Here is a 24,739-nt window from a genome sequence, read left to right on the forward strand (position 1 = left end):
CCGCCGCGTCATGAACCTGTCTCCCCTGCCCTGCCGTCTGCTCGCCCTGGTCGTGGCCGCCTGCGCGCTGGCCGCGCCGGCCCATGCCGAACGCATCAAGGACCTGGCCCAGGTCGGTGGCGTGCGCAACAACCAGCTGGTCGGCTACGGCCTGGTCGTGGGCCTGGACAACAGCGGCGACCGCACCAGCCAGGCGCCCTTCACCGTGCAGAGCTTGAAGAACATGCTCGGCGAGCTGGGCGTCAACGTGCCGGCCAACGTCAACCCACAGTTGAAGAATGTCGCCGCCGTGGCCATCCAGGCCGAGCTGCCGCCGTTCGCCAAGCCCGGCCAGCCCATCGACGTGACCGTGTCCTCCATCGGCAACGCGGTCTCCCTGCGCGGCGGTTCGCTGCTGATGGCGCCGTTGAAAGGCGCCGACGGGCAGGTCTACGCGATCGCCCAGGGCAGCCTGATCGTCGGCGGCTTCGGCGCGCAGGGCAAGGATGGTTCGCGCATCTCGGTCAACGTGCCCAGCGTGGGCCGCATCCCCAATGGCGCCACGGTCGAGCGCGCCCTGCCGGATGTGTTCGGCGCCAGCGACCAGATCACCCTCAACCTGCACCAGAACGATTTCACCACTGTCTCTCGCATGGTGGCCGCGCTGGACAGCGCCTTCGGCCCGGGCGCAGCCCAGGCCGTGGACGGCGGCACGGTGTCCGTGCGCTCGCCGACCGACCCGAGCGCACGCATCGGCCTGCTGGCGCGGATCGAGAACCTCGAAGTTTCCCCGGGCGTGGCCCCGGCCAAGGTCGTGGTGAACGCGCGGACCGGCACGGTGGTCATCGGCTCGCAGGTGCGGGTCAGCCCGGCCGCCATTTCACATGGTTCGCTGACGGTCAGCATCACCGAAGGCACCAGCGTCAGCCAGCCCGGCGCGTTCTCCAACGGGCAGACCGTGGCCGCGCCGCAATCCACGATCACCGCGACCAGCGAAGGCAGCCGCATGTTCAAGTTCGAGGGTGGCACCACGCTCGACCAGATCGTGCGCGCGGTCAACGAGGTCGGCGCCGCCCCTGGCGACCTGATCGCGATCCTGGAAGCCCTGAAGCAGGCCGGCGCATTGAGCGCGGAGCTCGAGGTGATCTGACATGCGCATCTCCGCCGCTCCCATCGACTTGCAGGCCGTCAACACGGCCAAGGACCCGGCCAAGATCGAGCAGGTCTCGCGCCAGCTCGAGGGCCAGTTCGCGCAGATGTTGGTCAAGAGCATGCGTGATGCGAGCTTCGGCGATTCGCTGTTCCCGGGCGAAAACCAGACCTTCCGCGACATGTACGACCAGCAGCTGGCCAAGTCCATGACCGAAGGCAAGGGACTGGGCCTGCAGGCGATCATCGCCCGCCAGCTGGGCGGCGGCGATAAGGCCGACGCACCGGCCACCGACACCTCGCTGGTCGGCAAGCAGGCAGCCAAGGCCTATTCGCTGATCGCCGGCGAGCGCCAGGTGGCGCAGATCCAGCCCACCGCCACCCAGTCGCCGATGGACCAGCTGCTGGACATGATCGCCGGGCGTCCGGCGGGCACCACGTCCAGCAACCCCGGCAGCGAGGGTGTCGATACGACCTGGGCTTCCGGCGACGACCGCTGGAGCGGCGTCAACGCGGCCGACAGCGCCGAGTTGGCGGCGACCCGCAAGGCCGCCAGCGCCGCGGTCGCCGAGCTGGGCGAGCGCACGCCCGAAGGCTTCGTGGCCAAGATCTGGACCCATGCCAAGAAGGCAGCCAGCGAACTGGGCGTGGATCCGCGCGCGCTGGTCGCCCAGGCGGCACTGGAAACCGGCTGGGGCCGCAAGGGCATCTCGCGCGGCAACGGCAGCGATTCCAACAACCTGTTCGGCATCAAGGCCACTGGCTGGAGCGGCGAGAGCGTCACCACCGGCACCCACGAGTACGTCAACGGGGTCAAGACCACCGAGACCGCGGCTTTCCGCGCCTACGACTCGGCCGAGGCCAGCTTCGCCGACTACGTGCGGCTGCTGAAGAACAATCCGCGTTACCAGCATGCGCTCAAGGCCGGCACCGATATCAGGGGCTTCGCCCAGGGCCTGCAGCGCGCCGGCTATGCCACCGACCCGTCCTACGCGGCCAAGATCGCCGCGATCGCTGGCGGCCCGACCATCGGCCGCGCGGTGGAGGCCATCAGCAACGCGGCCATGGGCGGCATCGAGCGCGTGTTTGCCGCCACCGGCTCCACCCCCCTTCTGCGCTAAAGGCCCGCCATGTCCGTCATGTCCACCGGCACCAGCGCCCTGCTCGCCTTCCAGCGAGCGTTGGCCACGGTCAGCCACAACGTGGCCAACATCAACACCGAGGGCTATAGCCGGCAGAAGGTATCCTTCGCCACCCAGACGCCGACCCTGTTTGGGTCGCAGTACATCGGCAACGGCACCCAGATCACCGATATCGCCCGCGTGGGCGACCAGTTGGCCACCTCCCGCCTGCTGGACAGCACCGGCGAGCTGGCGCGCCTGCAGCAGCTGTCATCGCTGTCGGACCGCGTGGACACGCTGTTCTCCGATTCGGCCACCAACATCGCCGGCCAGTGGTCCAATTTCTTCGACGCGGTGACCGGGTTGTCCTCGGAGGCGGCCGGCACGGCCAACCGCCAGAACGTGCTGGACAACGCCAACGCGCTGGTGACCCGCTTCAAGCAGCTCAACGGCCAGTTGGACTCGCTCAATACCGAGGTCAACAACGGGCTGCTCTCCACCACCAACGAAGCCAACCGCCTGGCCAGCGAGATCGCCAAGCTCAACGGCAAGATCGGCAGCAACGCCGCCAGCGCCCCCCCGGACCTGCTCGACCAGCGCGACCAGCTGATCAAGGAGCTGGTTGGCTACACCGGCGGAACGGCGGTCAGCCAGGACGGCGGTGCGATCAACGTCTACACCGCGGGCGGCCAGGCCATGGTCGTGGGCACCAGCGCCGCGACCCTGACCACCGTGACCGACCCCTATCAGCCGGGCAAGCTGCAGGTCGCCATCAAGACCCAGGGCAACACCGTCACCCTGGGAAGCAGCTCCATGGGCGGGCAGATCGGCGGCCTGCTGGAGTTCCGCAGCTCCGTGCTGGAGCCGACCACGGCCGAACTGGGCCGCATCGCCACCGGCCTGGCGGTCACCTACAACCAGCAGCACCACGCCGGTGTCGACCTGTACGGCAACCTGGGCGGCGACTTCTTCAACCTGCCCGCCCCGTCGGTGACCGGCAACAGCGCCAACACCGGCACGGCCAGTTTCAGCGCCAGCGTCCAGGACCTGAGCAAACTCGACGGGCAGAACCTGCTGCTGAAGTTCGACGGCACCAACTGGAGCGCCAGCCGCGCCGATACCGGCGCCAACGTGGCCATGACCGGCAGCGGCACCGCCGCCGATCCGTTCATGGTCAATGGCGTGGCGCTACAGCTGTCCGGCAGCGCCGCGGCGGGCGACAAGTTCCTGCTGCAGCCCACGGCCACGGCCGTCACCGGGCTGTCGGTGGCCATCAACGACCCCTCGCGCATCGCTGCGGCGACCCCGGTCAGCGTGTCCTCGGACCTGGCCAACCTGGGCACGGGCGTGGCCAGCCGCATGACCGTCACCGATGCGGGCAACGCCAATCTGCTGACGCCGGCCAGCATCAGCTTCATCGATGCCAACCAGTTCACGATCGACGGCGCCGGCCCCTACGCCTACACCGCCGGCCAGACCATCAGCGCCAACGGCTGGAGTCTGACCCTGGATGGCGCGCCGGTGGCCGGGGACGCGTTCACCGTCGGCCCGACCGGTGCCGGCTCCAGCAACAACGGCAACGCGTTGATCCTGTCCAACCTGGATGACGCCAAGGCCTTCAACGGCAAGACGATCACCCTCAACGGCGCGGTGTCCGGCCTGACGACCGCTGTCGGCTCCTCGGCACGGCAGGCCTCCCTGGCCGCCGATGCGCAGGAGGCCATCAACACCAACGCCCAGGATGCGCGCGATTCGATCTCCGGCGTCAACCTGGACGAGGAAGCGGCCGACATGCTGCGCCTGCAGCAGGCCTACCAGGCCGCTTCACAATTGATCTCCACGGCCGACAACATGTTTCAGTCCATCCTGAGTGCGATCCGATGAGCACCCGCATCTCCACCAGCATGATGTACAGCCAGTCGATCAACCAGATGCTGGGCAAGCAGGCCAAGCTGTCCCACCTGCAGGAGCAGTTGGCCACCGGCAAGAAGCTGGTGAGCGCCGCCGACGATCCGGTCGCCTCGGGCACGGCGGTCAACCTGGACCGGGCCCTGGCCGAGCTGACCCGCTTCGGCGAGAATGCCAACACCGTACAGAACCGCCTGGGACTGCAGGAGAACGCCTTGTCCTCGGCCGGCGAGGTCATGTCCCGGGTCAATGAACTGGTGATCGAGGCCAACAACGCCACGATGACCACCGACGACCGCAAGGCGATCGCCTCGGAGATCAAGACCCTCAAGGACAGCCTGCTGAGCCTGTCCAACAGCACCGATGGCGCCGGCCGCTATCTGTTCGCCGGGACTGCCGACGACAGCGCCCCGTTTTCCATCGTCGGCGGCCAGGTGGTCTACAGCGGCGACCAGACCCAGCGCAAGGTGGAAGTGGCGGCTGACACCCAAGTTTCCGACACCCTGCCTGGCAGCGAGATCTTCATGCGCATCCGCAACGGCGACGGCACCGTGGACGCGCATGCCGCCGGCGGCAACACCGGCACCGGGCTGCTGCTGGACTATGGCCGCGATGCTTCTTCCGGTAGTTGGAACGGCGGCAGCTATACCGTCTCGTTCACGGCGGCCGACAGCTACGAGGTCCTGGACAATGGCGGCAACGTGGTCAAGACCGGGACCTACGCAGCGGGCGAGTCGATCGGCTTCGGCGGATTGAACATGCGCATCGACGGTGCGCCGGCGACGGGCGACAGCTTCCAGATTGGCGCCTCGACCAACAAGGACGTCTTCTCCACCCTGGACGATCTGGTGACGGCCCTGAGCTCCGACCCGGTCACCGCCAGCGACAAGGCAGCGCTGACCAATACCTTGCAGGCCTCGATGCGCGACATCAGCCAGGCCTCCTCCAAGATGATCGACGCCCGCGCCGCCGGTGGCGCCCAGCTTGCCGCCATCGACGACGCAGGCGAGGTGCGCGCGGCCAACGAAGTCACGCTCAAGACCACCCTGTCCTCGATCCGCGACCTGGACTATGCACAGGCCATCGGCGAATACCAGCTCGAGCAATCCGCGCTGTCGGCCGCGCAGACCCTCTTTACCCAGATGCAGTCGATGTCGCTCTTCAACAAGCTCGGGTAAGCCCCGTCCCTCCCGCGACGCCTTCCGGGCCCGGCACGCTTCGCGTCGCCGGGCCCTTGCATTTATAGCGTCGACGGCCGCCTTGCCCTATCGCCGCCTCATCCCGACGAATCTCTAAAGTTTGCCGGACCCTGGCCGAAACTCTCTGTTCGCGCCTGTGTCGGCCGCGAAAATACCCTGAAATTTCCAGGGTTTTCGGAAGAAAAGTTCTAAAGGTTGTTGACACAGCGCCGTTATCTATACCAGCAGCGGCAACGGCCAAATGATGGCCCCCCTGCGACAGGCTCCGGCCAAATCGCATGCCGGAAAAAATCGCTTAGAGGAGATATCAAATGGCACAGGTCATCAACACCAACGTGATGTCGCTGAACGCTCAGCGCAATCTGAACACCACCAGCTCCAGCATGGCCACGACGATCCAGCGTCTGTCGTCCGGCCTGCGCATCAACAGCGCCAAGGACGACGCGGCCGGCCTGGCGATCAGCCAGCGCTTCACCACCCAGATCCGCGGCCTGGACGTTGCCTCGCGCAACGCCAACGACGGCATCTCGCTGGCCCAGACCGCCGAAGGCGCGATGGTCGAGATCGGCAACAACCTGCAGCGCATCCGTGAGCTGTCGGTGCAGTCGGCCAACGCCACCAACTCCGACACTGACCGCTCGGCGTTGAACTCGGAAGTCAGCCAGCTGCTGTCGGAAATCGACCGCGTGGCCAACCAGACCAGCTTCAACGGCACCAAGCTGCTGAACGGCGACTTCTCCGGCGCCCTGTTCCAGGTCGGCGCCGACGCCGGCCAGACGATCGGCATCAACAGCATCGTCGACGCCAACGTCGATTCGCTGGGCAAGGCGAGCTTCGCCGACGCCGTCAGCGGCGCGGGCGCCACCTCGGCCAGCGGCGCGACGGCCTCGGGCACCATCAAGGGCATGGAAATCAAGTTCAACGATGCCAGCGGCACCGCCCAGACCATCAAGCTGGCCGACGTCAAGGTCGACGTGGGCGACGACGCCGCCGCGGTCAACAAGAAGGTCGCCGCCGCCATCAACGACAAGCTGGACCAGACCGGCATGTACGCCACCCTGGACAGCACGGGTGCCAACCTGACCATCTCCTCGCTGAAGGCTGGCCAGGACTTCACGTCCTTCGACACCGGCACCCTGACCGGCGGCACCGGCGTGACCCTGGGTGCTGACTTCGGCACCGCCTCCTACGCGGTCTCGGGAAACTCGGGCAGCGCCGTGCACCTGCAGGACCTGGACATCTCGACCTTCACTGGCGCGCAGAAGGCCATGGAAATCGTCGACAAGGCGCTGACCGCGGTGAACTCCTCGCGTGCCGACATGGGTGCGATCCAGAACCGCTTCACCTCCACCATCGCCAACCTGAGCTCGACCTCGGAGAACCTGACCGCCTCGCGTAGCCGCATCCAGGATGCCGACTATGCGAAGGAAACCGCCGAGCTGACCCGCACGCAGATCCTGCAGCAGGCCGGTACCGCGATGCTGGCCCAGGCCAAGTCGGTCCCGCAGAACGTCCTGAGCCTGCTGCAGTAAGCAGCGGCACGCCGGTCATCCCCGGCGCACCAGGCAAGCAGAGGCCCCTCCCAGGAGGGGCCTTCTTTTGTTTGACGCCGATTCCGGCATGGAAATTGCATTACACCCGCAGCACCGCTGCGTTAAAGACTGGCCCTCGCCGGCCGATACCCGCAATGCACCTCTCCACCCCCGCGCCGCCGTCTCACAGCCCAAGGTAGACCACACATGGCCACTTCCTCCGTCACCGGTTCCGGGCTGGACATCCCGTCCCTGGTCAGTCAACTGGTCACCGCCGCCCGGACCCCCGCTGCGACCCGGATCAACAGCGCGGGGAGCGCGGCAACCGCCAAGCTGAGCGCCATCGGCCAGGTCAAGAGCAGCATGACCACGCTGCAGAGCGCGCTGAACAAGGTCATCAGCAGCGCTGACACGACCGCCTACAAAGCCACGGTGCAGGCCGACGCAGGATTCACCGCGACCACGACCAGCAACTCGGCCACCGGCAGCTATAGCGTCGAGGTGGTCCAGTTGGCCACCGCACAGAAGCTGTCCTCGGGCGCCTATGCAAGTGGGGCCACGGTGGGCAGCGGCACGCTGACCTTCAGCTACGGAGATGACAAGACCATCGAGGTCACCATCGGCGCCGACGACACCCTGGCCACCATCGCCGCGGCAGTGAACAAGGCCGCTGGCGGCGTCGGCGTCACCGCCAGCGTGGTCACCGCCGATGACGGCCAGCACCTGGTCTTCAGCTCCACCAATACCGGGGAGGCCGGCGCCCTCACCGTGACCGCCTCGGCCGATTCGACCGGTCTGGCCGGGCTGACCTATGACGGCACCAGCAACAGCGGCCTGAGCGCCACGATCGCGGCCAAGGATGCGGTGGTACGGGTGGACGGCTTCGAGCGGACCTCCAGCAGCAATACGGTGGCCGATCTGGTGCCGGGCGTGGTCCTGAACCTGACCAAGGCCGCTGAGGGCAGCAATTTCAGCCTCACCGTCGCCTCGGACACCAGCGCCCTCAAGGGCAATCTGACCGCCTTTGCCGCTGCCTACAACGCCACCAACACCCTGCTCAAGTCGAGCTCTGCCTACAACCCCGATACCAAGACCGCCTCCACCCTCACCGGCGACTCGCTGATCCGCGGCCTGCAACAGCAGCTGCGTGGCTCGGTCAGCGCAAACCTGGTCGACCTCAAGGCGCTGGGCCTGACCCTGGACAAGGATGGCGTGATGTCCTTTTCCGCCAGCGCGTTCGATACGGCCATAGCGGCCGACCCGCTTGCGGCCAAGAACATGTTCGGCAAGGACGGCACCTACAGCGCCGGCCTGAGCTCGATGCTCAACAGCAACCTCAACTCGACCAATGGCACATTGGTCATGCGCACCAACAGCCTCAACGATCAGATCTCCGACCTGTCCGACCAGATGGATGCGCTGGATGCGCGGATGGACAAACTCAGCAACCAGTACACCGCGCAGTTCACCGCGATGGAAACCATGATCACCCAGATGCAGAGCTCGGCCGGTTCGCTGAGCAGCCTGCTGGAATCGTGAGTGCGGCGCGCCGCCAGCACTCAAGTCCCATGGGCTGGCGGCCGATAACTTGGGCAACCATCACCACCACGGTCCATTCGGGCTTGGCCAGCACAGCGGCGGCCGACGCGATCCCGGGAAGGGATCAGGACCACCCGAGGAGTTCTCCATGTACGGTTCAAGTCGCCAATACGCAGAGCAGTACCGCAAGGTCGGCGTCACCACCAGCGTGACCGAGGCCGATCCGCACAAGCTGGTCGCCCTGCTGTTCAACGGCGCGTGCCAGCGCATCCGCCTGGCGCAGGCCTGCCTGACCCAGGGCGACCAGGCCCGCAAGGGCAAGGCCATCGGCGAAGCCTGCGCGATCGTGGGGCACTTGAATGGCTCGCTGGACCATGAGGCCGGCGGCGAGATCGCCACCAACCTGTCCTCCCTCTACGAATACGTGATGCAGCGGCTGACCGAGGCCAACCTGCACAACGACGAGGCCGCGCTTGGGGAAGCCCTTGAGCTGCTCGGCGAGATCAACTCGGCCTGGGATGCGATCCCGGCCGGCCAACGTGGATTCCCGGAACCGGCATGACCCTCCAGCCCCACACCGTCCAGTCACTGCAGGCCCAGGTCACCGCGCTCGCCTCGGCGCTCGCGCACGACCAGTTCGACGAGATGAAGGACATGCTTGTCGAGCATGACCAGCACCTGCGCGCGTACTGCGCTGGCGCCGACGTGGAGGCGGTGCGGGACGAGCTGAAGCAGCTCAACACCATGCAATACGACCTGATCCGGCGCATGCGTGAACGTCAGGCGCGGATCCTGGAACTCATGCGCGCCCAGTCCCAGGCGACCCGCGCCGCGCGCGCCTATGCCCGGGGCGGCTGGCTTTAATGAACTCAGGCATCGCCATCCACCATCCGGCCGAATCGCAGCTCTTCGACGATGCCTTGAGCTGCGAACTGCTGCAGCCGGCCGAGTTCCGCGCCGGCAGTGGCGGCGGACGCCAGGCCGCGGCCGAATCGCTGCTGCGTGCCTTGGGCCAGATCGAGGACCTGCGCAGCGAGGACAGTACCGAGGAGCGTGGCGAACTGCCCTTGATGGTGCAGCGCATGGACGCCAAGCTCGACCTGCTGCTGGCGCTCATCGGGCGGCTGGTGCGCCAGGGCGAGGATTTCCCCGCCCTGCGCCCGGTCCGCTGGTCCCGCCGCGGCATCCGCCTGGAGCTGGGCGCGCGCACCGGTGCCGCACCCGGCGCCGCCGGCGTGGTCTGCCTGCAGCCTTCCGAATGGCTTCCCGAACCGATCGAACTGCCGGTCACCGTCCTGGCCGAGGCCGCCACCGGGAGCGGTGGATTCTTCGTCTGGCTGGCATTTGGCGAATTGGGCCCGGGCCTGGAATCGGCGCTGGAGCGCCACCTGTTCCGCTTGCACCGTCGCCAGATCGCCGAAGCACGCCGCGAGCGATAATAGGCTGCACCTCAGCACATCAGCCGTCGTGGCCAGCCCGCGCCGGGGCTGAGGACCTTCGCTTCACCCTGCAAGGTTGGCGTGCCGTGGCGGCTCCGTTATGGTGCGTCATCCGCAGGCGCAGCGCATTCCCCCGTGCGAATCCTCATTGTTGATGACCACACGCTTGTCCGCGCCGGCCTTTCACGCCTGCTGCAGGGCTTTGCCGACATTGACGTCGTCGCCGAGGCCAGCACCGCCCAGCTCGCGCTGGACATGACCCTGGTGCACCGCCCGGACGTTGTCCTCATGGACCTGTCCCTGCCGGGCCGCAGTGGCCTGGATGCCTTGAGCGACATCCTGCGCGCCATGCCGCGCACGCGTGTGGTGATGATGTCCATGTACGACGATCCGGTCCACGTGCGCGAGGCACTGGACCGTGGCGCGGCCGGCTTCATCGTCAAGGATGCCGCACCGCTCGAGCTTGAACTGGCACTGCGCGCGGCCTTTGCCGGGCAGCTCTTCCTCAGTCCGCAGATCTCCTCCAGCATGCTGGCGCCGATGCTGGGTCGCGAGAAGCCGCATGGGGTCGCCGCACTGCCGCCGCGTCAGCGCCAGATCCTGCGTGAGATCGGCCGCGGCCAGAGCACCAAGGAAATCGCCGCGGACCTGGGCATCAGCATCAAGACGGTGGAGACCCATCGGGCCCGGATGATGGAATCACTGGGCTGTCGACGCGCCAACGACCTGCTCCTGCTGGCAGCCAAGCACTTGGCCGAACTTGGCTGAGGCGGCACAAACACTCCGCAACGGAGCGTGACCCAGATCACGCAGACCCGCGTCAGCGCTTTGGCGGCGGGTCTCCCTCCATTTCACCCGTAAGGCCATTCCCTACATCTTGTAGGGGAAATCCCCTCAACCCCTTACAGATGCCCTGATTATAAAGTTGTCACACCCGCCTGCAAGATGTGTTCCGTAACGCCATATGTCGGCGCATCTGGGGATGGACACATGAAGGCATCGCTCTCGACCCAGCTTGGTCAGCAGCTACACCTGACCCCGCAACTGCTTCAATCCATCCGCCTGCTCCAACTGGACGGCCTGCAGCTGGAACTGGAGATCCGGCGCGCGCTCGAAACCAATCCCCTGCTGGAACTGGAAGAGCAGGAAGCCGAGGAAGCGCCCCGCCAGGACGCCGACGCGAGCGATGTGGCCGCCTTCGACGAACTGCCGGAAAGCTCCATGTGGGACGTGGCCGGCAGCAGTTGGAACGAGGGCGACGATGACCGCATGCAGCGCGTGGCGGCCGGCGAATCGACCGACCCGCATGTGCGCGTACTCCGGGAGCTGGCCTACGACCTGGACGACAGCGCCCTGGCCGTGGCCGCGTTCTGGCTGGAGCAGACCGACGAGGCCGGCTATCTGGCCGCCTCGCTGGATGCCCTGCAAAAGTTGGCCTGCGCCCGTTTCGCCATGACCGCCGGCGAGGTGGAGGCCATCCGCCAGCGCATCGTGCAGGGCGATCCCACGGGCCTGGCCGCCTGTGACCTGCGCGAATGCCTGCAGGCCCAGCTGGCCGCCCTGCCCGGCCGTGTCCCCGCCCGGCACTTGGCGGGCCGGATTTTGGACACCGATCTGTCGGCCCTGGCCGAGCACGACTATCCGCGCCTGGCCCGCCAGCTGGACGCCGAAGAAGCCGATGTGCGCGAGGCGGTGCGCCTGATCCTGTCCCTGCAGCCCCGCCCGGGCGAACACCTGCTGCCGGAAAGCAACGCGGTGGTGATCCCCGACGTGCTCGCCTGGCACGCCGACGGCAGCTGGCGGGTCGCGCTCAACCCGGCCACCACCCACCGGGTCAGCATCAATCCCATGCACGAGCGCGCCCTGGCCGAGGCCGGCGAGGCGGCTCAGCCGCTGCGCGACATGCTGCAGGAAGCGCGCTGGCTCACCCGCGGCCTGTCCATGCGCTACGAAACCCTGCTGCGCGCCACCCGCGCCATCGTCGAGCGCCAGGCCGCCTTCCTGGTCCGCGGCGAGGAAGCCATGGCGCCGCTCACCCTCAAGGAGATCGCCGAGGAGATCGGCATGCACGAGTCGACCATTTCGCGCATCACCACCGGCAAGTACATCCAGACCCCGCGCGGCACCTTCGAGCTCAAGCACTTCTTCGCCGTGCGCCTGGAGGGCGCCAGCGTCTCCGGACAGGCCGTCAAGGCCATGGTCCGCCGCCTGATCGAGAGCGAACCGGCCGGCCGGCCCCTGGCCGACGAGGCCATTGCCGGACTGTTGTCCCGCCAAGGCGTTAACATCGCCCGACGCACCGTCGCCAAGTATCGCGAGCAGTTGGACATTGCCCCAGCCCGCGAACGCCGGAGGAGCAGCAAATCGCTGCTGGCACGGGCAGGATAAGGACAACTATGAGCAAACTCACCGTGTTGCTGGTCGACGACCACGAAGGTTTCATCAACGCTGCAATGCGGCATTTCCGCAAGGTCGACTGGCTGGACATCGTGGGAAGCGCGGCCAACGGGTTGGAGGCGATCGAACGCTCCGAAACCCTGCGTCCGAAAGTGGTGCTCATGGACCTGGCCATGCCCGAGATGGGCGGCCTGCAGGCCACCCGCCTGATCAAGACCCAGGACGATCCGCCCTACATCGTGATCGCCAGCCATTTCGATGACGCCGAACACCGTGAGCACGCATTGCGTGCCGGGGCTGATAACTTCGTCAGCAAGCTGTCCTACATCCAGGAAGTCATGCCGATCCTGGAGGGCCTGACCGAAGGAGCCAGGAATGAGTGAATCACGCATCCTGCTGATCGACAGCGACGCGGTCCGGGCCGAACGGACGGTGTCGCTCCTGGAATTCATGGACTTCAATCCGCGCTGGGTCACCGACGGCGCCGACATCAATCCCGGCAAGCACCGCCAGAACGAATGGATGGCGGTGATGGTGGGCTCGTCTGAGGATGCCGCCCAGGCCGACAAGTTCTTCGACTGGCTGGCCGCGGCCAAGCTGGCTCCTCCCGTGCTGCTGATGGAAGGCGACCCGGTCGCCTTCGCCCATGCCCATGGCCTGCACGAGGCCAATGTCTGGCCGCTGGACACCCCGCTGCGCCACACCCAGCTGGAGGCCCTACTGCGTCGGGCCAGCCTCAAGCGCCTGGATGCCGAGCACCAGGCCGTGGGCACCCAGCCGGACACCGGCCCCACCGGCAACAGCGAGGCGGTCACCCGCCTGCGCCGACTGATCGACCAGGTGGCCGCCTTCGACACCACGGTGCTGATCCTGGGCGAGTCCGGAACCGGCAAGGAGGTCGCCGCGCGCGCCATCCACCATCAGTCGCCGCGTCGGGACGGGCCCTTCGTGGCCATCAACTGTGGCGCCATTCCGCCGGACCTGCTGGAAAGCGAACTGTTCGGCCATGAGAAAGGCGCCTTCACCGGCGCCCTGAGCGCGCGCAAGGGTCGATTCGAGATGGCAGAGGGGGGCACCCTGCTGCTCGACGAGATCGGTGACATGAGCCTGCCGATGCAGGTCAAGCTGCTGCGCGTGCTGCAGGAGCGCAGCTTCGAGCGCGTCGGCGGCGGCCAGACGATCCGCTGCAACGTGCGCGTGATCGCCGCGACCCATCGCAACCTGGAAGCGCGCATCGGCGAGGGACACTTCCGCGAGGACCTGTTCTACCGCCTCAACGTCTTCCCCATCGAAATGCCGGCGCTGCGCGAGCGGGCCGACGACCTGGCCGCCCTGGTCCAGACCGTGGCGGCGCAGTTGGCCCGGACCGGGCGCGGCGAAGTGCGTTTCACCGACGAAGCGCTCACGGCCCTGCGCAGCTACGAATGGCCAGGCAATGTGCGCGAGCTGACCAATTTGGTCGAGCGGCTTGCCGTGCTCCACCCCGGCGGCCTGGTGCGCGTCCAGGACCTGCCTTCTCGTTATCGTGGTGACTTCCCGGACAGCCCGACCCCCGAACCCGCCCCGACAGCGGTCACCGCAGAGCCCGCCCGGATGCCGGCGCCCGAGCTGCCCGCCCAGCCCGCCCCCCATGGACACGAGTTGGACGCCGTGGCCAGCAGCCTGCCCGACGACGGCATCGACCTGCGCGATCACATGGCCAACATCGAGCTGGCCCTGATCAACGAAGCCCTCGCCCGCACCCAGGGCGTGGTCGCCCATGCCGCCCAGCTGCTGGGCCTGCGCCGCACCACCCTGGTCGAGAAGCTGCGCAAGTACGGCATCGACCGCGAACAGACCGAGCTGGCCAGCTGACCCAAGCCGCCGCGGGCTTGACGGCGCGCCTGCGCCGCCCTCGGGATGACGAGGTCCGCCGTCCCCCATGGCGGCGCCACAGGCCCTGATCCAGCCACCTGCCGGAAATCCGGCGCCATTTAGGCACACCGCTTGCATCGTGTTGAACGCCCCGTTGGCGCGAGCGTTTTGCGATGAGCGACTCCATCAATTCCATCCTGTCCCAGATCCGCAGCTACCAGAGCCAGGTCAGCCAGAGCGCGGCCGGTCCGGTGGGCGATGTCGCCCGTGGCAACGAGATCCAGGGCCTGGTCGGCACCACCGGCACCCAGGGGCCGAGCTTCAGCGACACCCTGCGTGGGGCCATCGGTGGCGTCAACGAGACCCAGCAGAATGCGGCCAACCTGGCCAAGGCCTTTGAAATGGGCGACCCCAACGCCGGCCTGGCCAAGGTGATGCTGGCCGCGCAGCAGTCCCAGGTGGCGTTCCGCGCCACCGTGGAAGTCCGCAACCGACTCGTCCAGGCGTACCAGGACGTGATGAACATGCCGCTGTAAGCAAGGTAGACGACGATGGCCCTGGCCCTCTCCAAAGATTCTCTCAGCAGCGAAAAAGCCGGCGCCTGGTTCGACCGGGTGCAGAGCCTGCAGATCACCCGTCGGCTGGGGCTGATGGCGATGATCGCCGTGGCCGTGGCCGCAGGCCTGTTCGTGTTCTTCTGGTCGCAGAAGCCCGACTACGCCCCGCTGTACACCGGCCTGGACGAAAAAGGCACGGCCGAGGCCGCCGACCTGCTGCGCACCGCGCAGATCCCGTTCAAGCTGGACCAGGCCACCGGCGCGATCTCGGTGCCGCAGGACAAGGTCTACGATGCACGCCTCAAGCTGGCCGGCGCCGGGCTGACCGACAACGGCAGCATGGGCTTTGAAATGATGGAAAAGGACCCGGGCTTCGGTGTGAGCCAGTTCGTCGAGAGCGCGCGCTACCAGCACGCGCTGGAAACCGAACTGGCCCGCACGATCGCCTCGCTGCGCCCGGTGCGGGAGGCGCGCGTGCACCTGGCCATCCCCAAGCCCAGCGCCTTCACCCGCCAGCGCGAGGCCGCCAGCGCCTCGGTCGTGCTGGAGCTGCGCGGCGGCAACAGCCTGGAGCGCAACCAGGTCGACGCCATCGTCAACATGGTCGCCTCCAGCATCCCGGATCTGTCGCCCGACCGGGTCACCGTGGTGGATCAGAGCGGGCGCATGCTGACCATCTCCGATCCCAACAGCGATGCGGCGCTCAATGCCGCGCAGTTCGACCGGGTGCGTCGCCAGGAAAGCTCCTACAACCAGCGCATCCGCGAGCTGCTCGAGCCGATGACCGGCCCGGGCCGGGTCAATCCGGAAGTCAGCGTGGACATGGACTTTTCGGTCGTGGAGGAGGCCCGCGAGCTGTACAACGGGGACCCGCCGAAGCTGCGCAGCGAGCAGGTCAGCGACAGCAGCAGCACCGCCAACGGCCCGCAGGGCGTCCCCGGTGCGACCAGCAACTCCCCGGGCCAGGGCGCCAATGCCCCGGCGCCGGCCGCCGGCCAGCCCAACGCCGCCGGTGCCGCAGCCGGCGCCGCTGGCCAGCAGACCGCTGCGGCGGCCACCCCGACCGAGACCTCCAAGAGCGCCACCCGCAATTACGAGCTGGACCGCACCCTGCAGCACACCCGCCAGCCGGCCGGGCGCATCAAGCGCGTGTCGGTGGCGGTCCTGATCGACAACGTCCCGCGCCCGGATGCCAAGGGCAAGCTCACCGACCAGCCGCTCAGCGCCGCCGAGCTGACCAAGGTCGAGGCCCTGGTCAAGCAGGCCGTGGGCTTCGACGCCGACCGTGGCGACACCGTGTCGGTGATGAACGCGCCGTTCGTCAAGACCACCACCGATGGCCCGGACCCGGTCAAGTGGTGGGAAGACCCGCGCATCCGCGACGCGCTGCGCCTGGGCGTGGGTGCATTGATCGTGCTGGCCCTGCTGTTCGGCGTGCTGCGCCCGGCGCTGCGCCAGATCGCCGGTCCGGCCAGCGCGGGCGGCAAGAAGGGCAAGAGGGGGACCGATGGCGAGGGCGTGCCGACCGGCAGCGTCTCAATGCTGGAGAACGACGATCCGCTGCTGTCCCTGGCCGAGGACACCGCCCGGCTCTCCGGCGGTGAGAAGGGCGGCGCCCTGCCGCTGCCGGACGCCTACGAGGAGCGTCTGCGCCTGGCCCGCGAGGCGGTGAAGGCGGATTCCAAGCGCGTGGCGCAGGTCGTCAAGGGTTGGGTGGCCAGTGAAGCCTGATTCGGACATCAAGGGCGTGCAGCGCGCCGCGGTGCTGTTGCTCTCGCTGGGCGAGGCCGACGCGGCCGAGGTGCTCAAGCACATGGACCCCAAGGAGGTGCAGAAGATCGGCATCGCCATGGCCACCATGACCGGCATCTCGCGCGAGCAGGTCGAGCGGGTCATGGACGATTTCAACACCGAGCTGGGCAGCAAGACCTCGCTGGGCGTGGGCGCCGACGACTACATCCGCAACGTGCTGGTCCAGGCCCTGGGCGAGGACAAGGCCGGCGGCCTGATCGACCGGATCCTGCTGGGCCGCAATACCACCGGGCTGGACACGCTCAAGTGGATGGATCCGCGCGCGGTGGCCGACCTGGTGCGCAACGAGCACCCGCAGATCATCGCCATCGTCATGGCGCACCTGGACAACGACCAGGCGGCCGAGGCGCTCAAGCTGCTGCCCGAGCGCACCCGCGCCGACGTGCTGATGCGCATCGCCACCCTGGATGGCATCCCGCCCAACGCGCTGAACGAGCTCAACGAGATCATGGAGCGCCAGTTCGCCGGCAACCAGGGCATGAAGTCCTCCAACGTCGGTGGGGTCAAGGTGGCCGCCAACATCCTCAACTTCCTTGACACCGGCGCCGACCAGGGCGTGCTGGCGGCGATTACCAAGATCGACGCCGAGCTGGGCAGCCGCATCCAGGACCTGATGTTCGTCTTCGACAACCTGGTCGAGCTGGACGACCGCGCCCTGCAGACCATGCTGCGCGAAGTCTCCGGCGAGCGCCTGGGCCTGGCCCTGCGCGGTGCCGACGTGAAGGTCCGCGAGAAGATCACCAAGAACATGTCCCAGCGCGCCGCCGAGATCCTGCTGGAGGACATGGAGGCCCGCGGCCCGGTCCGTCTGGCCGACGTGGAAGCCGCACAGAAGGAGATCCTGGCCATCGTCCGGCGCCTGGCCGATGAGGGCGTGATCAGCCTGGGCGGCAGCGGTGCGGAGGCGATGGTATGAACACGCCTGCCGCCGTGCGCTGGTTCGCTCCGGAGCTGGATGCCCCGGCCCAGACCGAGACCTCCGAGGACATCTCGGTCGAGGCCGCCGCCCCGGTCCTGCGTCCGCCGAGCCTGGAGGAACTGCAGGCCATCCAGGACGCCGCCCACCAGGAAGGCTTCGACCGTGGCCATGCCGAGGGCCTGGCCCAGGCCCAGTCCGAGATGCGGCGCCTGGCCGCGCAGTTCGAAGGCATCGTGGACAACTTCACCCGTCCGCTGGCGCGTCTGGAAAACGAGGTCGTCGGCGCCCTGGGCGAACTGGCCGTGCGCATCGCCGGCGCCCTGGTCGGCCCGGCCTACCAGGCCGATCCGGCGCAGCTGGCCGATCTGGTCAACGAGGCCCTGATCGCCGTCGGCGGCGCCCAGCGCGAGGTCGAGGTGCGCCTGCATCCGGACGACATCATCGCCCTGACCCCTCTGCTCCAGCTCGCCGATGGCACCCGCCTGGTGCCGGACCTGTCCTTGACCCGCGGCGACCTGCGCGTCCACGCCGAAGCGGTGCGCATCGACGGCACCCTGGAGGCACGCCTGCGCGCCGCGCTGGAGACCATCATGCGCAAGTCCGGAGCCGGCCTGTGAGCGCCGTTCCCGATCCGATCGACTGGCTGGAGGCGCGCAACCTGCGCCTGGCCGGGCGCCTGGGCCGCATCAACCTGGACCCGGCCAATGGGCGTGGGCTGATCCGCGAAGGCATCCTGCGCCGCGCCGTCGGCCTGACCCTGGAAGCGGTCGGCTGCGAAGCCCCGCTGGGCTCGGTGTGCAAGGTTCAGGTGGTCGACGACGGCTGGGTGGATGCCGAGGTGGTCGGCTTCGCCGGCGAGCGCACCTACCTGATGCCCAGCGCCGAAATGCACGGTCTGCTGCCCAATGCCCGCGTGGTGCCCTCGCACCAGCGTGGCGGCGTGGAAGTGGGCGAAGGCCTGCTCGGCCGAGTGATCGACTCGGACGGCGTGCCGCTGGACGGCAAGGGCCCGATCCGTGCCGAAGGCGCGGTGGGCATGGCCGGCGTGTCGATCAACCCGCTGGCACGCGAGCCGATCACCACGCCGCTGGATGTGGGCGTGCGCGCCATCAACGCGCTGCTGCCCATCGGTCGCGGCCAGCGCGTGGGCCTGTTCGCCGGCTCGGGCGTGGGCAAGTCCACCCTGCTGGGCATGATGACCCGCTACACCGCCGCCGATGTGATCGTGGTCGGACTGATCGGCGAACGCGGCCGCGAAGTGCGTGACTTCGTCGAGAGCACCCTGGGCGAGGAAGGCCTGCGCCGCGCAGTGGTCGTGGCCGCCCCGGCCGACCGCCCGCCGCTGGCGCGCCTGCATGGCGCCTATCGGGCCACCGCGATCGCCGAATGGTTCCGCGACCAGGGCTTGAACGTGCTGCTGCTGATGGATTCGCTGACCCGCTTCGCCCAGGCCCAGCGCGAGATCGGCCTGTCGGTGGGCGAACCGCCGACCACCCGCGGCTACCCACCCAGCGTGTTCGCCAAGCTGCCGGCGCTGGTCGAGCGCGCCGGCAACGGCGCCAAGGGCCGCGGCTCGATCACCGCCTTCTACACCGTGCTGACCGAAGGCGACGATCCGCAGGATCCGATCGCTGATGCCGCGCGCGCGATCCTGGACGGCCACATCCTGCTCTCGCGCCGGGTCGCCGATTCGGGCCTGTACCCGGCCATCGATGTCGAATCCTCGGTCAGCCGCGTGGTCCAGGACATCGCCGACGAGCCCTGGCGCCTGCGCATCCGCGCGCTCAAGCGGCTGGTGTCGGCCTACTCGTCCAACCGCGACTTGATCAGCATCGGCGCCTACCAGCGCGGCAACGACGCGGCCGTGGACGAGGCCCTGGAGCGTTGGCCGGAAATCGTCGAATTCCTGGGCCAGGACGTCACCAAGGCCGCCGATCTGCCCCATAGCCAGGCCGCGTTGCGGCGCCTAGTCGAACGTGAGACCCAGTCATGATGCAATCGCAGCGAATCGATCCCCTGCTCCGCCGGGCCCAGCAGCACGAGGACGAAGTGGCCCGCGACCTGGCCGAGCGCCAGCGCGCCCTGAGCACGCACGAGTCGCGCCTGGAGGAACTGCGTCGCTACGCCGAGGAATACGCCAACAGCCAGATGGCGGCCACCAGCCCGGCCCAGCTGGCCAACCGGCGCGCCTTCCTGGACCGCCTCAACAGCGCCGTCGAGCAGCAGTGCCAGACCGTGGACCGCAACCGCGAGAAGGTCGAGATGGAACGCAGCCGCCTGCTGCTGGCCAGCCGCGACAAGCAGGTGCTCGAGCAGCTGGCCGCCAGCTACCGCGCCCAGGAGCGCCAGGCCGCCGACCGCCGCAGCCAGCGTGAGATGGACGACCTCGGCGCCCGCCTGGCCCGTCCGTCGCTGGGCGCGGCCAACGAAGACAAGGAGCAGCAGCGATGAGCGGTCTTTCCATGATCGGCGGTGCCGGTCGCAACGGCCTGATGGCCAACGCCAGCAACGACAGCGGCGCGGCCGACCAGGTCACGCAGGGCCAGGATTTCGCCAGCATGATGGGCGCCGGCCAGCAGGCCAACCAGGCATCCCGCGCCAGCGCCGCTCCGCAGGCCAAGGAGCGCCCGCAGGCACGCGAGGACGGCCCGGCGTCCCAGGACATTGATCCACAGGATCAGCAGGCCACCTCGCCCGCGCGCGAAGGCGCCAGTGCCGAGGCCGGCGAGCGCGCCGTGGCGCAGGCCAAGCCCGCCGACAAGCCGGCTTCCGGCAAGGACACCGCCACCGAGTCCGACGACAAGGACGATGCGTGGCCGCCGGCCGGTCTGGGCGGCTTCGGCCTGAACCTGCTGCCGCTGGCCCCCACCGCGCTGGCCAGCCAGGCCACGCCGCTGGGCGGCAACGGTCTGACGATCGGCACCGGTGGCGGCGCGAGCACGCCGGGCTTGACGGCGCTGGTGGCCGGCCTGACCGCCGGTGCGGCACAGGCCGATGGCGCCGCCCCTGCGCAGGGGGCGAGCGCGGCCACGAGCAGCGCGAGCCAACAGGCCGGCGCCGGGTTCGCCAGCCTGCTGTCCCAGTCCGCCGCCCAGCCGGCGCAGGCGCCCGCCGAGGCAGGCAATGCGCTGGCCGTGGCCGCCCTGGCCCAGGCCATCGGCAGCAAGCCCGCTGACGATGCGAGCGGTGCCGATGCCGGTGCGGTCGACCCGATCAATCTGCTGGCGACGACCGTGCCGCAATCGCCGGTGCGCGATGTGGCCGGCGCCGGCGCGCCGTTCACCGGCTCGCCGACTCCGACGCCCAACCTGCACGCGGACAACTTCGACGATGCGATGGGCGCGCGCATGAGCTGGCTGGCCGACCAGAAGATCGGCCACGCCCACATCAAGCTCAGCCCGGCCGACCTGGGCCCGGTCGAGGTACGTCTGCACCTGAGCGACGACCAGGTCAACGCCGCCTTCAGCAGCAACCACGCCGAAGTGCGCCACGCGCTGGAAAACAGCCTGCCCCGCCTGCGCGAAATGCTCGGCCAGCACGGCTTCCAGCTGGGCCAGGCCGATGTCGGCCAGCACCAGCAATCGCCCTCGCAGGGCGGAGCCGGAACCAGCGCCGGTGCCGGCGGCGAGCTGGCCGAGGACGGTCTGGCACCCGCCGGGATTCCGTCGGTGGTGCTGCGCCAGCGCGGCCTGCTGGACGCCTACGCCTGACCCGATGGGGCCGGATCGGCCCCTGGCCAGCCACCTCCGCCGGGCGCCGGGCCACCCGTTGCGGTCATGACACGGCGCCCCTGAAAGACGCCAATCCCCGTCGTACGGGCGTTTGATGGACACGCGAGGGGCGCCTGCCACGACGCGTCAAAAGTCCGTCCACGGCATCACCGATTTAGGCACGCTGATTGCATGTAGCAGGGCACGTTGAAACCTGCTGGAGCAATCCGTGTCCGCCCCCGACAAATCGAAGAAGTCCGACGACGCCAAGGACGCCCCCAAGGGCGGTAAGTCCAAGAAGCTGCTGATCATCGTCATCGCAGCCGTGGTGCTGCTCGGCGGCGGCGGCGCGGCCGCCTGGTTCTTCCTGAAGAAGCCCGCGGCCGACGGCCACGCCAAGGCCGAGGAAAAGCACGAGCTGCCCAAGCCGGCCAGCTATTTCGCGATGGATCCGGCCTTCGTGGTCAACCTCAACGGTGGCGAGGACGGCCCGCGCTACCTGCAGATCGAGGTCCAGCTGATGACCCGCGATCCGGAGGAGCTCAAGCACATCGAGGAAAACGCCCCGGCCATCCGGGCCCACCTGCTGATGCTGTTCTCGCAGGTCAAGGCGACCGACATCGCCGACATCGCCGGCCGCCAGAAGCTGCAGGCCGCCGCGCTCGCCGACGCGCAGAAGGTCATGACCGGCGAAACCGGCAAGAAGTGCATCGAAGAACTCCTGTTCACCAGCTTCGTCACCCAGTAAGGCACCGGCCATGAGCGACCTGCTTTCCCAGGACGAAATCGATGCCCTGCTGCATGGCGTCGATGCCGGCGTGGTGGACACCGAGCCGGAGCCGGCCGCCCCCGGCGAGGCGCGCCAGTACGACTTTTCCAGCCAGGACCGGATCATCCGCGGGCGCATGCCCACCCTGGAAATGGTCAACGAGCGCTTTGCCCGCCTGTGGCGCATCGGCCTGTTCAACTTGATCCGTCGTTCCGCCGACCTGTCGGTGCGCGGCATCGACCTGGTCAAGTTCAACGAGTACATGCACTCGCTGTACGTCCCGACCAATCTGAACCTGATCAAGTTCAAGCCACTGCGTGGCACCGGCCTGATCGTGTTCGAGCCGACCCTGGTGTTTTCGGTGGTGGACAATTTCTTCGGGGGCGACGGGCGCTACCACACGCGCATCGAAGGCCGCGAGTTCACCGCCACCGAGATGCGCGTGGTCCAGCTGATGCTCAGGCAGACCTTCGCCGACCTCAAGGAAGCCTGGTCGCCGGTGATGGACGTGGAGTTCGAGTACATCAACTCGGAGATCAATCCGCACTTCGCCAACATCGTCACCCCGCGCGAGTACGTGGTGGTGTGCCGCTTCCACGTCGAACTGGAGGGCGGTGGCGGCGAGATCCACATCACCCTGCCCTACTCCATGCTCGAGCCGATCCGCGAACTGCTCGATGCCGGCATCCAGAGCGACCGGGTCGACCGCGACGAGAGCTGGAACATCATGCTGCGCGAACAGCTCAACAGCGCAGAGGTGACCCTGTCCAGCGTGCTGGCGCGCAAGCAGCTGAGCCTGCGCGAGCTGACCAGTCTGAAGGTGGGCGACATCCTGCCCATCGAGCTGTCGCCCCAGGTCCCCCTGTGCGTGGAAGACGTGCCGTTGTTCACCGGTGAGTTCGGCATCTCGCGCGGTCAGAACGCCATCAAGATCGTGTCCAACCAACCCCCGGGCGCCAAGCCTCGCCGCCCCGCCCACCAGGAAGACGCCCCATGAGCCAGACCGCACCCAACGACGCCGAGACCGCCCAGTTCGACACCCTGCAGGCCGAGCCGACCACGATGGGGGGCAACGACCTCAACCTGGACCTGATCCTGGATGTGCCGGTGACCCTGTCGCTGGAAGTCGGCCGTTCGCGCATCCCGATCCGCAACCTGCTGCAGCTCAACCAGGGCTCGGTGGTGGAACTGGAGCGCGGCGCCGGCGAGCCGCTGGACGTCTACGTCAACGGCACCCTGATCGCCCACGGTGAGGTGGTCACCATCAACGACCGCTTCGGCGTGCGCCTGACCGACGTGGTCAGCCCCAGCGAGCGCATCCGGAGACTGCGGTGAACCTGATCCTGGCCGCCGCTGCCGTCCAGGGGGTCGCCACGCGCGCCCCGGGGATCGGCAACGCTGCCCCGCAGCCGCCGAGCCTGTTCGGCGCGGTGCTGGCGCTGCTGTTGGTGCTGGGACTGATCGTCGGCCTGGCCTGGCTGCTCAAGCGCCTGCCCGGCAGTGGCTTCCGCCCGGCCGAAGGGCTGAAGGTCGTCGCCAGCCTCAACGTCGGCGCCAAGGAGCGCGTGGTGGTGGTGGACGTCAATGGCGAGCAACTGCTGCTGGGCGTGTCGGCCGGCGGCGTGCGCATCCTGCACAAGCTGCCCGAGCCCCTGCCGCCCCCCGCCCCCACCCAGTTGCCCAACCTCAAGAAACTCCCTGACTTCGCCCAGCTGCTCTCACAGAAGCTGCGCAAGGATTGATGACCATGTCCGCCTCCTGGAACCGCTGCCTGCGCGCGGCGTGCCTGTTGCTGCTGCTCGCGTCCCTGGCCCTGCCCGCCCTGGCCCAGGCCCAGGCCGCGCAGACCACCCAAACCGCCCAGACCGCGCCGTCGAGCGCGCCGGCCGGCCCGACCCTGCCCTCGCTGCCCAGCGTCAACGTGGGCAAGGTGGGCGGCGACCAGGTCAGCCTGCCGCTGCAGACCCTGCTGCTGATGACGGCCATCACCCTGCTGCCGTCGATGCTGCTGGTGCTGACCGCCTTCACCCGCATCACCATCGTGCTGGGCCTGCTGCGCCAGGCAATGGGCACCGGTCAGACGCCCTCCAACCAGGTGCTGATGGGCCTGGCGTTGTTCCTGACCGCACTGGTGATGATGCCGGTGTGGGACAAGGCCTGGAGCCAGGGCATGAGCCCGTATCTCAACGGCCAGATCGATTTCTCCACCGCCTGGACCCTGACCACCCAGCCGCTGCGCGCCTTCATGCTGGCCCAGGTGCGCGAGGCCGACCTGATGACCTTCGCCGGCATGGCCGGCAACGGGACCTACAGCGGCCCGGACGCGATCCCCTTCCCGGTGCTGGTGGCCTCCTTCGTCACCAGCGAGCTGAAGACCGCCTTCGAGATCGGCTTCCTGATCTTCATCCCGTTCGTGATCATCGACCTGGTCGTGGCCAGCGTGCTGATGTCCATGGGCATGATGATGATGTCGCCGATGCTGGTCTCGGCGCCGTTCAAGATCCTGTTGTTCGTCCTGGTGGACGGCTGGGTCCTGACCGTCGGCACCCTGGCCGCCAGTTTCAACGCGGTCTGACGCCATGACCCCCGAACTTGCCCTGACCGAACTGCGCGGCGGCCTGATCACGCTGCTGTGGGTGGCCGGTCCGTTGCTGCTGGCCATGCTGGCCGTCGGCGTGGTGATCGGCATCTTCCAGGCCGCCACCCAGCTCAACGAGCCGACGATCGCCTTCGTGGCCAAGGTCGCCGCCTTGACCGCCATGCTCTTCGCCATCGGCAACCTGCTGCTGGGACGCGTGGTCGAGTACACCATCCTGCTGTTCCATCGCATTCCCCATCTGATCGGATAGCCCGGC

26 protein-coding genes are annotated in these 24,739 nt (G+C 68.2%); all 26 read left to right on the top strand.

What is annotated here, in order from left to right; genetic code table 11:
- Positions 1–10 precede the first annotated feature (10 nt).
- The 26 genes from ACORQU_RS18070 to ACORQU_RS18195 all read left to right on the top strand — a co-directional run bounded on the left by ACORQU_RS18070 (position 11) and on the right by ACORQU_RS18195 (position 24,733).
- Positions 11–1,129 carry a flagellar basal body P-ring protein FlgI gene (locus ACORQU_RS18070; protein ID WP_491642431.1) on the top strand — a complete coding sequence of 373 codons (1,119 nt, stop codon included), beginning with the start codon at positions 11–13 and terminating at the stop codon, positions 1,127–1,129.
- Position 1,130: 1 nt separating this feature from the next.
- Positions 1,131–2,249 (top strand): flagellar assembly peptidoglycan hydrolase FlgJ, encoded by a 1,119-nt coding sequence (gene flgJ / locus ACORQU_RS18075; protein WP_491642432.1) that lies wholly within the window; start codon positions 1,131–1,133, stop codon positions 2,247–2,249.
- A 9-nt stretch (positions 2,250–2,258) separates the two neighbouring features.
- Positions 2,259–4,133: a flagellar hook-associated protein FlgK gene (gene flgK / locus ACORQU_RS18080; RefSeq protein WP_491642433.1), complete on the top strand. Its 1,875-nt coding sequence runs from the start codon at positions 2,259–2,261 to the stop codon at positions 4,131–4,133.
- Positions 4,130–5,335, top strand: coding sequence for a flagellar hook-associated protein FlgL (gene flgL, locus ACORQU_RS18085; RefSeq protein ID WP_491642435.1), 1,206 nt, complete (start codon positions 4,130–4,132; stop codon positions 5,333–5,335). Before flgK ends, flgL begins: the two co-directional genes overlap by 4 nt.
- 332 nt (positions 5,336–5,667) lie before the next feature.
- Positions 5,668–6,888 (top strand): flagellin, encoded by a 1,221-nt coding sequence (locus ACORQU_RS18090; protein WP_491642436.1) that lies wholly within the window; start codon positions 5,668–5,670, stop codon positions 6,886–6,888.
- 207 nt (positions 6,889–7,095) lie between these two features.
- A complete protein-coding gene (gene fliD / locus ACORQU_RS18095; RefSeq protein WP_491642437.1) occupies positions 7,096–8,427 on the top strand; it encodes a flagellar filament capping protein FliD in 1,332 nt (443 codons plus the stop codon).
- A gap of 148 nt (positions 8,428–8,575) precedes the next feature.
- Positions 8,576–8,989 carry a flagellar export chaperone FliS gene (gene fliS, locus ACORQU_RS18100; RefSeq protein WP_271645743.1) on the top strand — a complete coding sequence of 138 codons (414 nt, stop codon included), beginning with the start codon at positions 8,576–8,578 and terminating at the stop codon, positions 8,987–8,989.
- Positions 8,986–9,291 carry a hypothetical protein gene (locus ACORQU_RS18105; RefSeq protein WP_271645742.1) on the top strand — a complete coding sequence of 102 codons (306 nt, stop codon included), beginning with the start codon at positions 8,986–8,988 and terminating at the stop codon, positions 9,289–9,291. The genes fliS and ACORQU_RS18105 overlap by 4 nt, the downstream gene beginning before the upstream one ends.
- Positions 9,291–9,866, top strand: a complete 576-nt coding sequence (locus ACORQU_RS18110) for a PilZ domain-containing protein (RefSeq protein WP_491642438.1) — start codon at positions 9,291–9,293, stop codon at positions 9,864–9,866. Before ACORQU_RS18105 ends, ACORQU_RS18110 begins: the two co-directional genes overlap by 1 nt.
- 135 nt (positions 9,867–10,001) lie before the next feature.
- Positions 10,002–10,634, top strand: coding sequence for a response regulator transcription factor (locus tag ACORQU_RS18115; RefSeq protein ID WP_491642439.1), 633 nt, complete (start codon positions 10,002–10,004; stop codon positions 10,632–10,634).
- A gap of 222 nt (positions 10,635–10,856) precedes the next feature.
- Entirely contained in the window at positions 10,857–12,254 is a 1,398-nt protein-coding gene (gene rpoN / locus ACORQU_RS18120) for an RNA polymerase factor sigma-54 (protein WP_491642440.1), read from the top strand.
- 8 nt (positions 12,255–12,262) lie between these two features.
- The gene (locus tag ACORQU_RS18125; protein WP_271645738.1) at positions 12,263–12,646 is read left to right on the top strand and encodes a response regulator; all 384 of its coding nucleotides are present in this window, start codon (positions 12,263–12,265) and stop codon (positions 12,644–12,646) included.
- Positions 12,639–14,117 (top strand): sigma-54 dependent transcriptional regulator, encoded by a 1,479-nt coding sequence (locus tag ACORQU_RS18130; protein WP_491642441.1) that lies wholly within the window; start codon positions 12,639–12,641, stop codon positions 14,115–14,117. The genes ACORQU_RS18125 and ACORQU_RS18130 overlap by 8 nt, the downstream gene beginning before the upstream one ends.
- Before the next feature lie 173 nt (positions 14,118–14,290).
- Positions 14,291–14,653, top strand: coding sequence for a flagellar hook-basal body complex protein FliE (gene fliE / locus ACORQU_RS18135; protein WP_271645736.1), 363 nt, complete (start codon positions 14,291–14,293; stop codon positions 14,651–14,653).
- 15 nt (positions 14,654–14,668) lie between these two features.
- The gene (gene fliF, locus ACORQU_RS18140) at positions 14,669–16,405 is read left to right on the top strand and encodes a flagellar basal-body MS-ring/collar protein FliF (protein ID WP_491642442.1); all 1,737 of its coding nucleotides are present in this window, start codon (positions 14,669–14,671) and stop codon (positions 16,403–16,405) included.
- Positions 16,406–16,412: 7 nt separating this feature from the next.
- Positions 16,413–17,402, top strand: a complete 990-nt coding sequence (gene fliG, locus ACORQU_RS18145; protein WP_491645170.1) for a flagellar motor switch protein FliG — start codon at positions 16,413–16,415, stop codon at positions 17,400–17,402.
- Positions 17,399–18,022 carry a FliH/SctL family protein gene (locus ACORQU_RS18150; RefSeq protein ID WP_491642443.1) on the top strand — a complete coding sequence of 208 codons (624 nt, stop codon included), beginning with the start codon at positions 17,399–17,401 and terminating at the stop codon, positions 18,020–18,022. The genes fliG and ACORQU_RS18150 overlap by 4 nt, the downstream gene beginning before the upstream one ends.
- The gene (gene fliI / locus ACORQU_RS18155; protein WP_271645733.1) at positions 18,019–19,398 is read left to right on the top strand and encodes a flagellar protein export ATPase FliI; all 1,380 of its coding nucleotides are present in this window, start codon (positions 18,019–18,021) and stop codon (positions 19,396–19,398) included. Before ACORQU_RS18150 ends, fliI begins: the two co-directional genes overlap by 4 nt.
- Positions 19,395–19,856, top strand: a complete 462-nt coding sequence (fliJ, locus tag ACORQU_RS18160) for a flagellar export protein FliJ (RefSeq protein WP_271645732.1) — start codon at positions 19,395–19,397, stop codon at positions 19,854–19,856. Before fliI ends, fliJ begins: the two co-directional genes overlap by 4 nt.
- Entirely contained in the window at positions 19,853–21,115 is a 1,263-nt protein-coding gene (locus ACORQU_RS18165) for a flagellar hook-length control protein FliK (protein WP_491642444.1), read from the top strand. Before fliJ ends, ACORQU_RS18165 begins: the two co-directional genes overlap by 4 nt.
- A 229-nt stretch (positions 21,116–21,344) precedes the next feature.
- Positions 21,345–21,863 carry a flagellar basal body-associated FliL family protein gene (locus tag ACORQU_RS18170; RefSeq protein ID WP_491642445.1) on the top strand — a complete coding sequence of 173 codons (519 nt, stop codon included), beginning with the start codon at positions 21,345–21,347 and terminating at the stop codon, positions 21,861–21,863.
- 10 nt (positions 21,864–21,873) lie between these two features.
- The gene (fliM, locus tag ACORQU_RS18175; RefSeq protein WP_491642446.1) at positions 21,874–22,881 is read left to right on the top strand and encodes a flagellar motor switch protein FliM; all 1,008 of its coding nucleotides are present in this window, start codon (positions 21,874–21,876) and stop codon (positions 22,879–22,881) included.
- Complete coding sequence (fliN, locus tag ACORQU_RS18180) at positions 22,878–23,219, top strand: flagellar motor switch protein FliN (RefSeq protein ID WP_491642447.1); 342 nt, start codon at positions 22,878–22,880, stop codon at positions 23,217–23,219. The genes fliM and fliN overlap by 4 nt, the downstream gene beginning before the upstream one ends.
- A gap of 2 nt (positions 23,220–23,221) precedes the next feature.
- A complete protein-coding gene (gene fliO / locus ACORQU_RS18185) occupies positions 23,222–23,626 on the top strand; it encodes a flagellar biosynthetic protein FliO (RefSeq protein ID WP_491645171.1) in 405 nt (134 codons plus the stop codon).
- A 5-nt stretch (positions 23,627–23,631) separates the two neighbouring features.
- Positions 23,632–24,459, top strand: a complete 828-nt coding sequence (fliP, locus tag ACORQU_RS18190) for a flagellar type III secretion system pore protein FliP (RefSeq protein WP_271645726.1) — start codon at positions 23,632–23,634, stop codon at positions 24,457–24,459.
- A gap of 4 nt (positions 24,460–24,463) precedes the next feature.
- Positions 24,464–24,733 carry a flagellar biosynthetic protein FliQ gene (locus tag ACORQU_RS18195; RefSeq protein ID WP_271645725.1) on the top strand — a complete coding sequence of 90 codons (270 nt, stop codon included), beginning with the start codon at positions 24,464–24,466 and terminating at the stop codon, positions 24,731–24,733.
- Positions 24,734–24,739: the final 6 nt, after the last annotated feature.

This window comes from Pseudoxanthomonas sp. JC1303 (assembly GCF_058448525.1).

Bases quoted from the DNA above. Each gene is read 5' to 3' on its own strand.
- fliM (WP_491642446.1), top strand. From the start codon at position 21,874: ATGAGCGACCTGCTTTCCCAGGACGAAATCGATGCCCTGCTGCATGGC.
- rpoN (WP_491642440.1), top strand. From the start codon at position 10,857: ATGAAGGCATCGCTCTCGACCCAGCTTGGTCAGCAGCTACACCTGACC.
- flgJ (WP_491642432.1), top strand. From the start codon at position 1,131: ATGCGCATCTCCGCCGCTCCCATCGACTTGCAGGCCGTCAACACGGCC.
- fliP (WP_271645726.1), top strand. From the start codon at position 23,632: ATGTCCGCCTCCTGGAACCGCTGCCTGCGCGCGGCGTGCCTGTTGCTG.
- fliS (WP_271645743.1), top strand. From the start codon at position 8,576: ATGTACGGTTCAAGTCGCCAATACGCAGAGCAGTACCGCAAGGTCGGC.
- fliE (WP_271645736.1), top strand. From the start codon at position 14,291: ATGAGCGACTCCATCAATTCCATCCTGTCCCAGATCCGCAGCTACCAG.
- fliN (WP_491642447.1), top strand. From the start codon at position 22,878: ATGAGCCAGACCGCACCCAACGACGCCGAGACCGCCCAGTTCGACACC.
- fliJ (WP_271645732.1), top strand. From the start codon at position 19,395: ATGATGCAATCGCAGCGAATCGATCCCCTGCTCCGCCGGGCCCAGCAG.
- flgK (WP_491642433.1), top strand. From the start codon at position 2,259: ATGTCCGTCATGTCCACCGGCACCAGCGCCCTGCTCGCCTTCCAGCGA.
- ACORQU_RS18070 (WP_491642431.1), top strand. From the start codon at position 11: ATGAACCTGTCTCCCCTGCCCTGCCGTCTGCTCGCCCTGGTCGTGGCC.
- ACORQU_RS18110 (WP_491642438.1), top strand. From the start codon at position 9,291: ATGAACTCAGGCATCGCCATCCACCATCCGGCCGAATCGCAGCTCTTC.
- ACORQU_RS18150 (WP_491642443.1), top strand. From the start codon at position 17,399: ATGAACACGCCTGCCGCCGTGCGCTGGTTCGCTCCGGAGCTGGATGCC.
- ACORQU_RS18165 (WP_491642444.1), top strand. From the start codon at position 19,853: ATGAGCGGTCTTTCCATGATCGGCGGTGCCGGTCGCAACGGCCTGATG.
- flgL (WP_491642435.1), top strand. From the start codon at position 4,130: ATGAGCACCCGCATCTCCACCAGCATGATGTACAGCCAGTCGATCAAC.
- ACORQU_RS18105 (WP_271645742.1), top strand. From the start codon at position 8,986: ATGACCCTCCAGCCCCACACCGTCCAGTCACTGCAGGCCCAGGTCACC.
- ACORQU_RS18090 (WP_491642436.1), top strand. From the start codon at position 5,668: ATGGCACAGGTCATCAACACCAACGTGATGTCGCTGAACGCTCAGCGC.
- ACORQU_RS18130 (WP_491642441.1), top strand. From the start codon at position 12,639: ATGAGTGAATCACGCATCCTGCTGATCGACAGCGACGCGGTCCGGGCC.
- fliF (WP_491642442.1), top strand. From the start codon at position 14,669: ATGGCCCTGGCCCTCTCCAAAGATTCTCTCAGCAGCGAAAAAGCCGGC.
- ACORQU_RS18195 (WP_271645725.1), top strand. From the start codon at position 24,464: ATGACCCCCGAACTTGCCCTGACCGAACTGCGCGGCGGCCTGATCACG.
- ACORQU_RS18125 (WP_271645738.1), top strand. From the start codon at position 12,263: ATGAGCAAACTCACCGTGTTGCTGGTCGACGACCACGAAGGTTTCATC.
- fliD (WP_491642437.1), top strand. From the start codon at position 7,096: ATGGCCACTTCCTCCGTCACCGGTTCCGGGCTGGACATCCCGTCCCTG.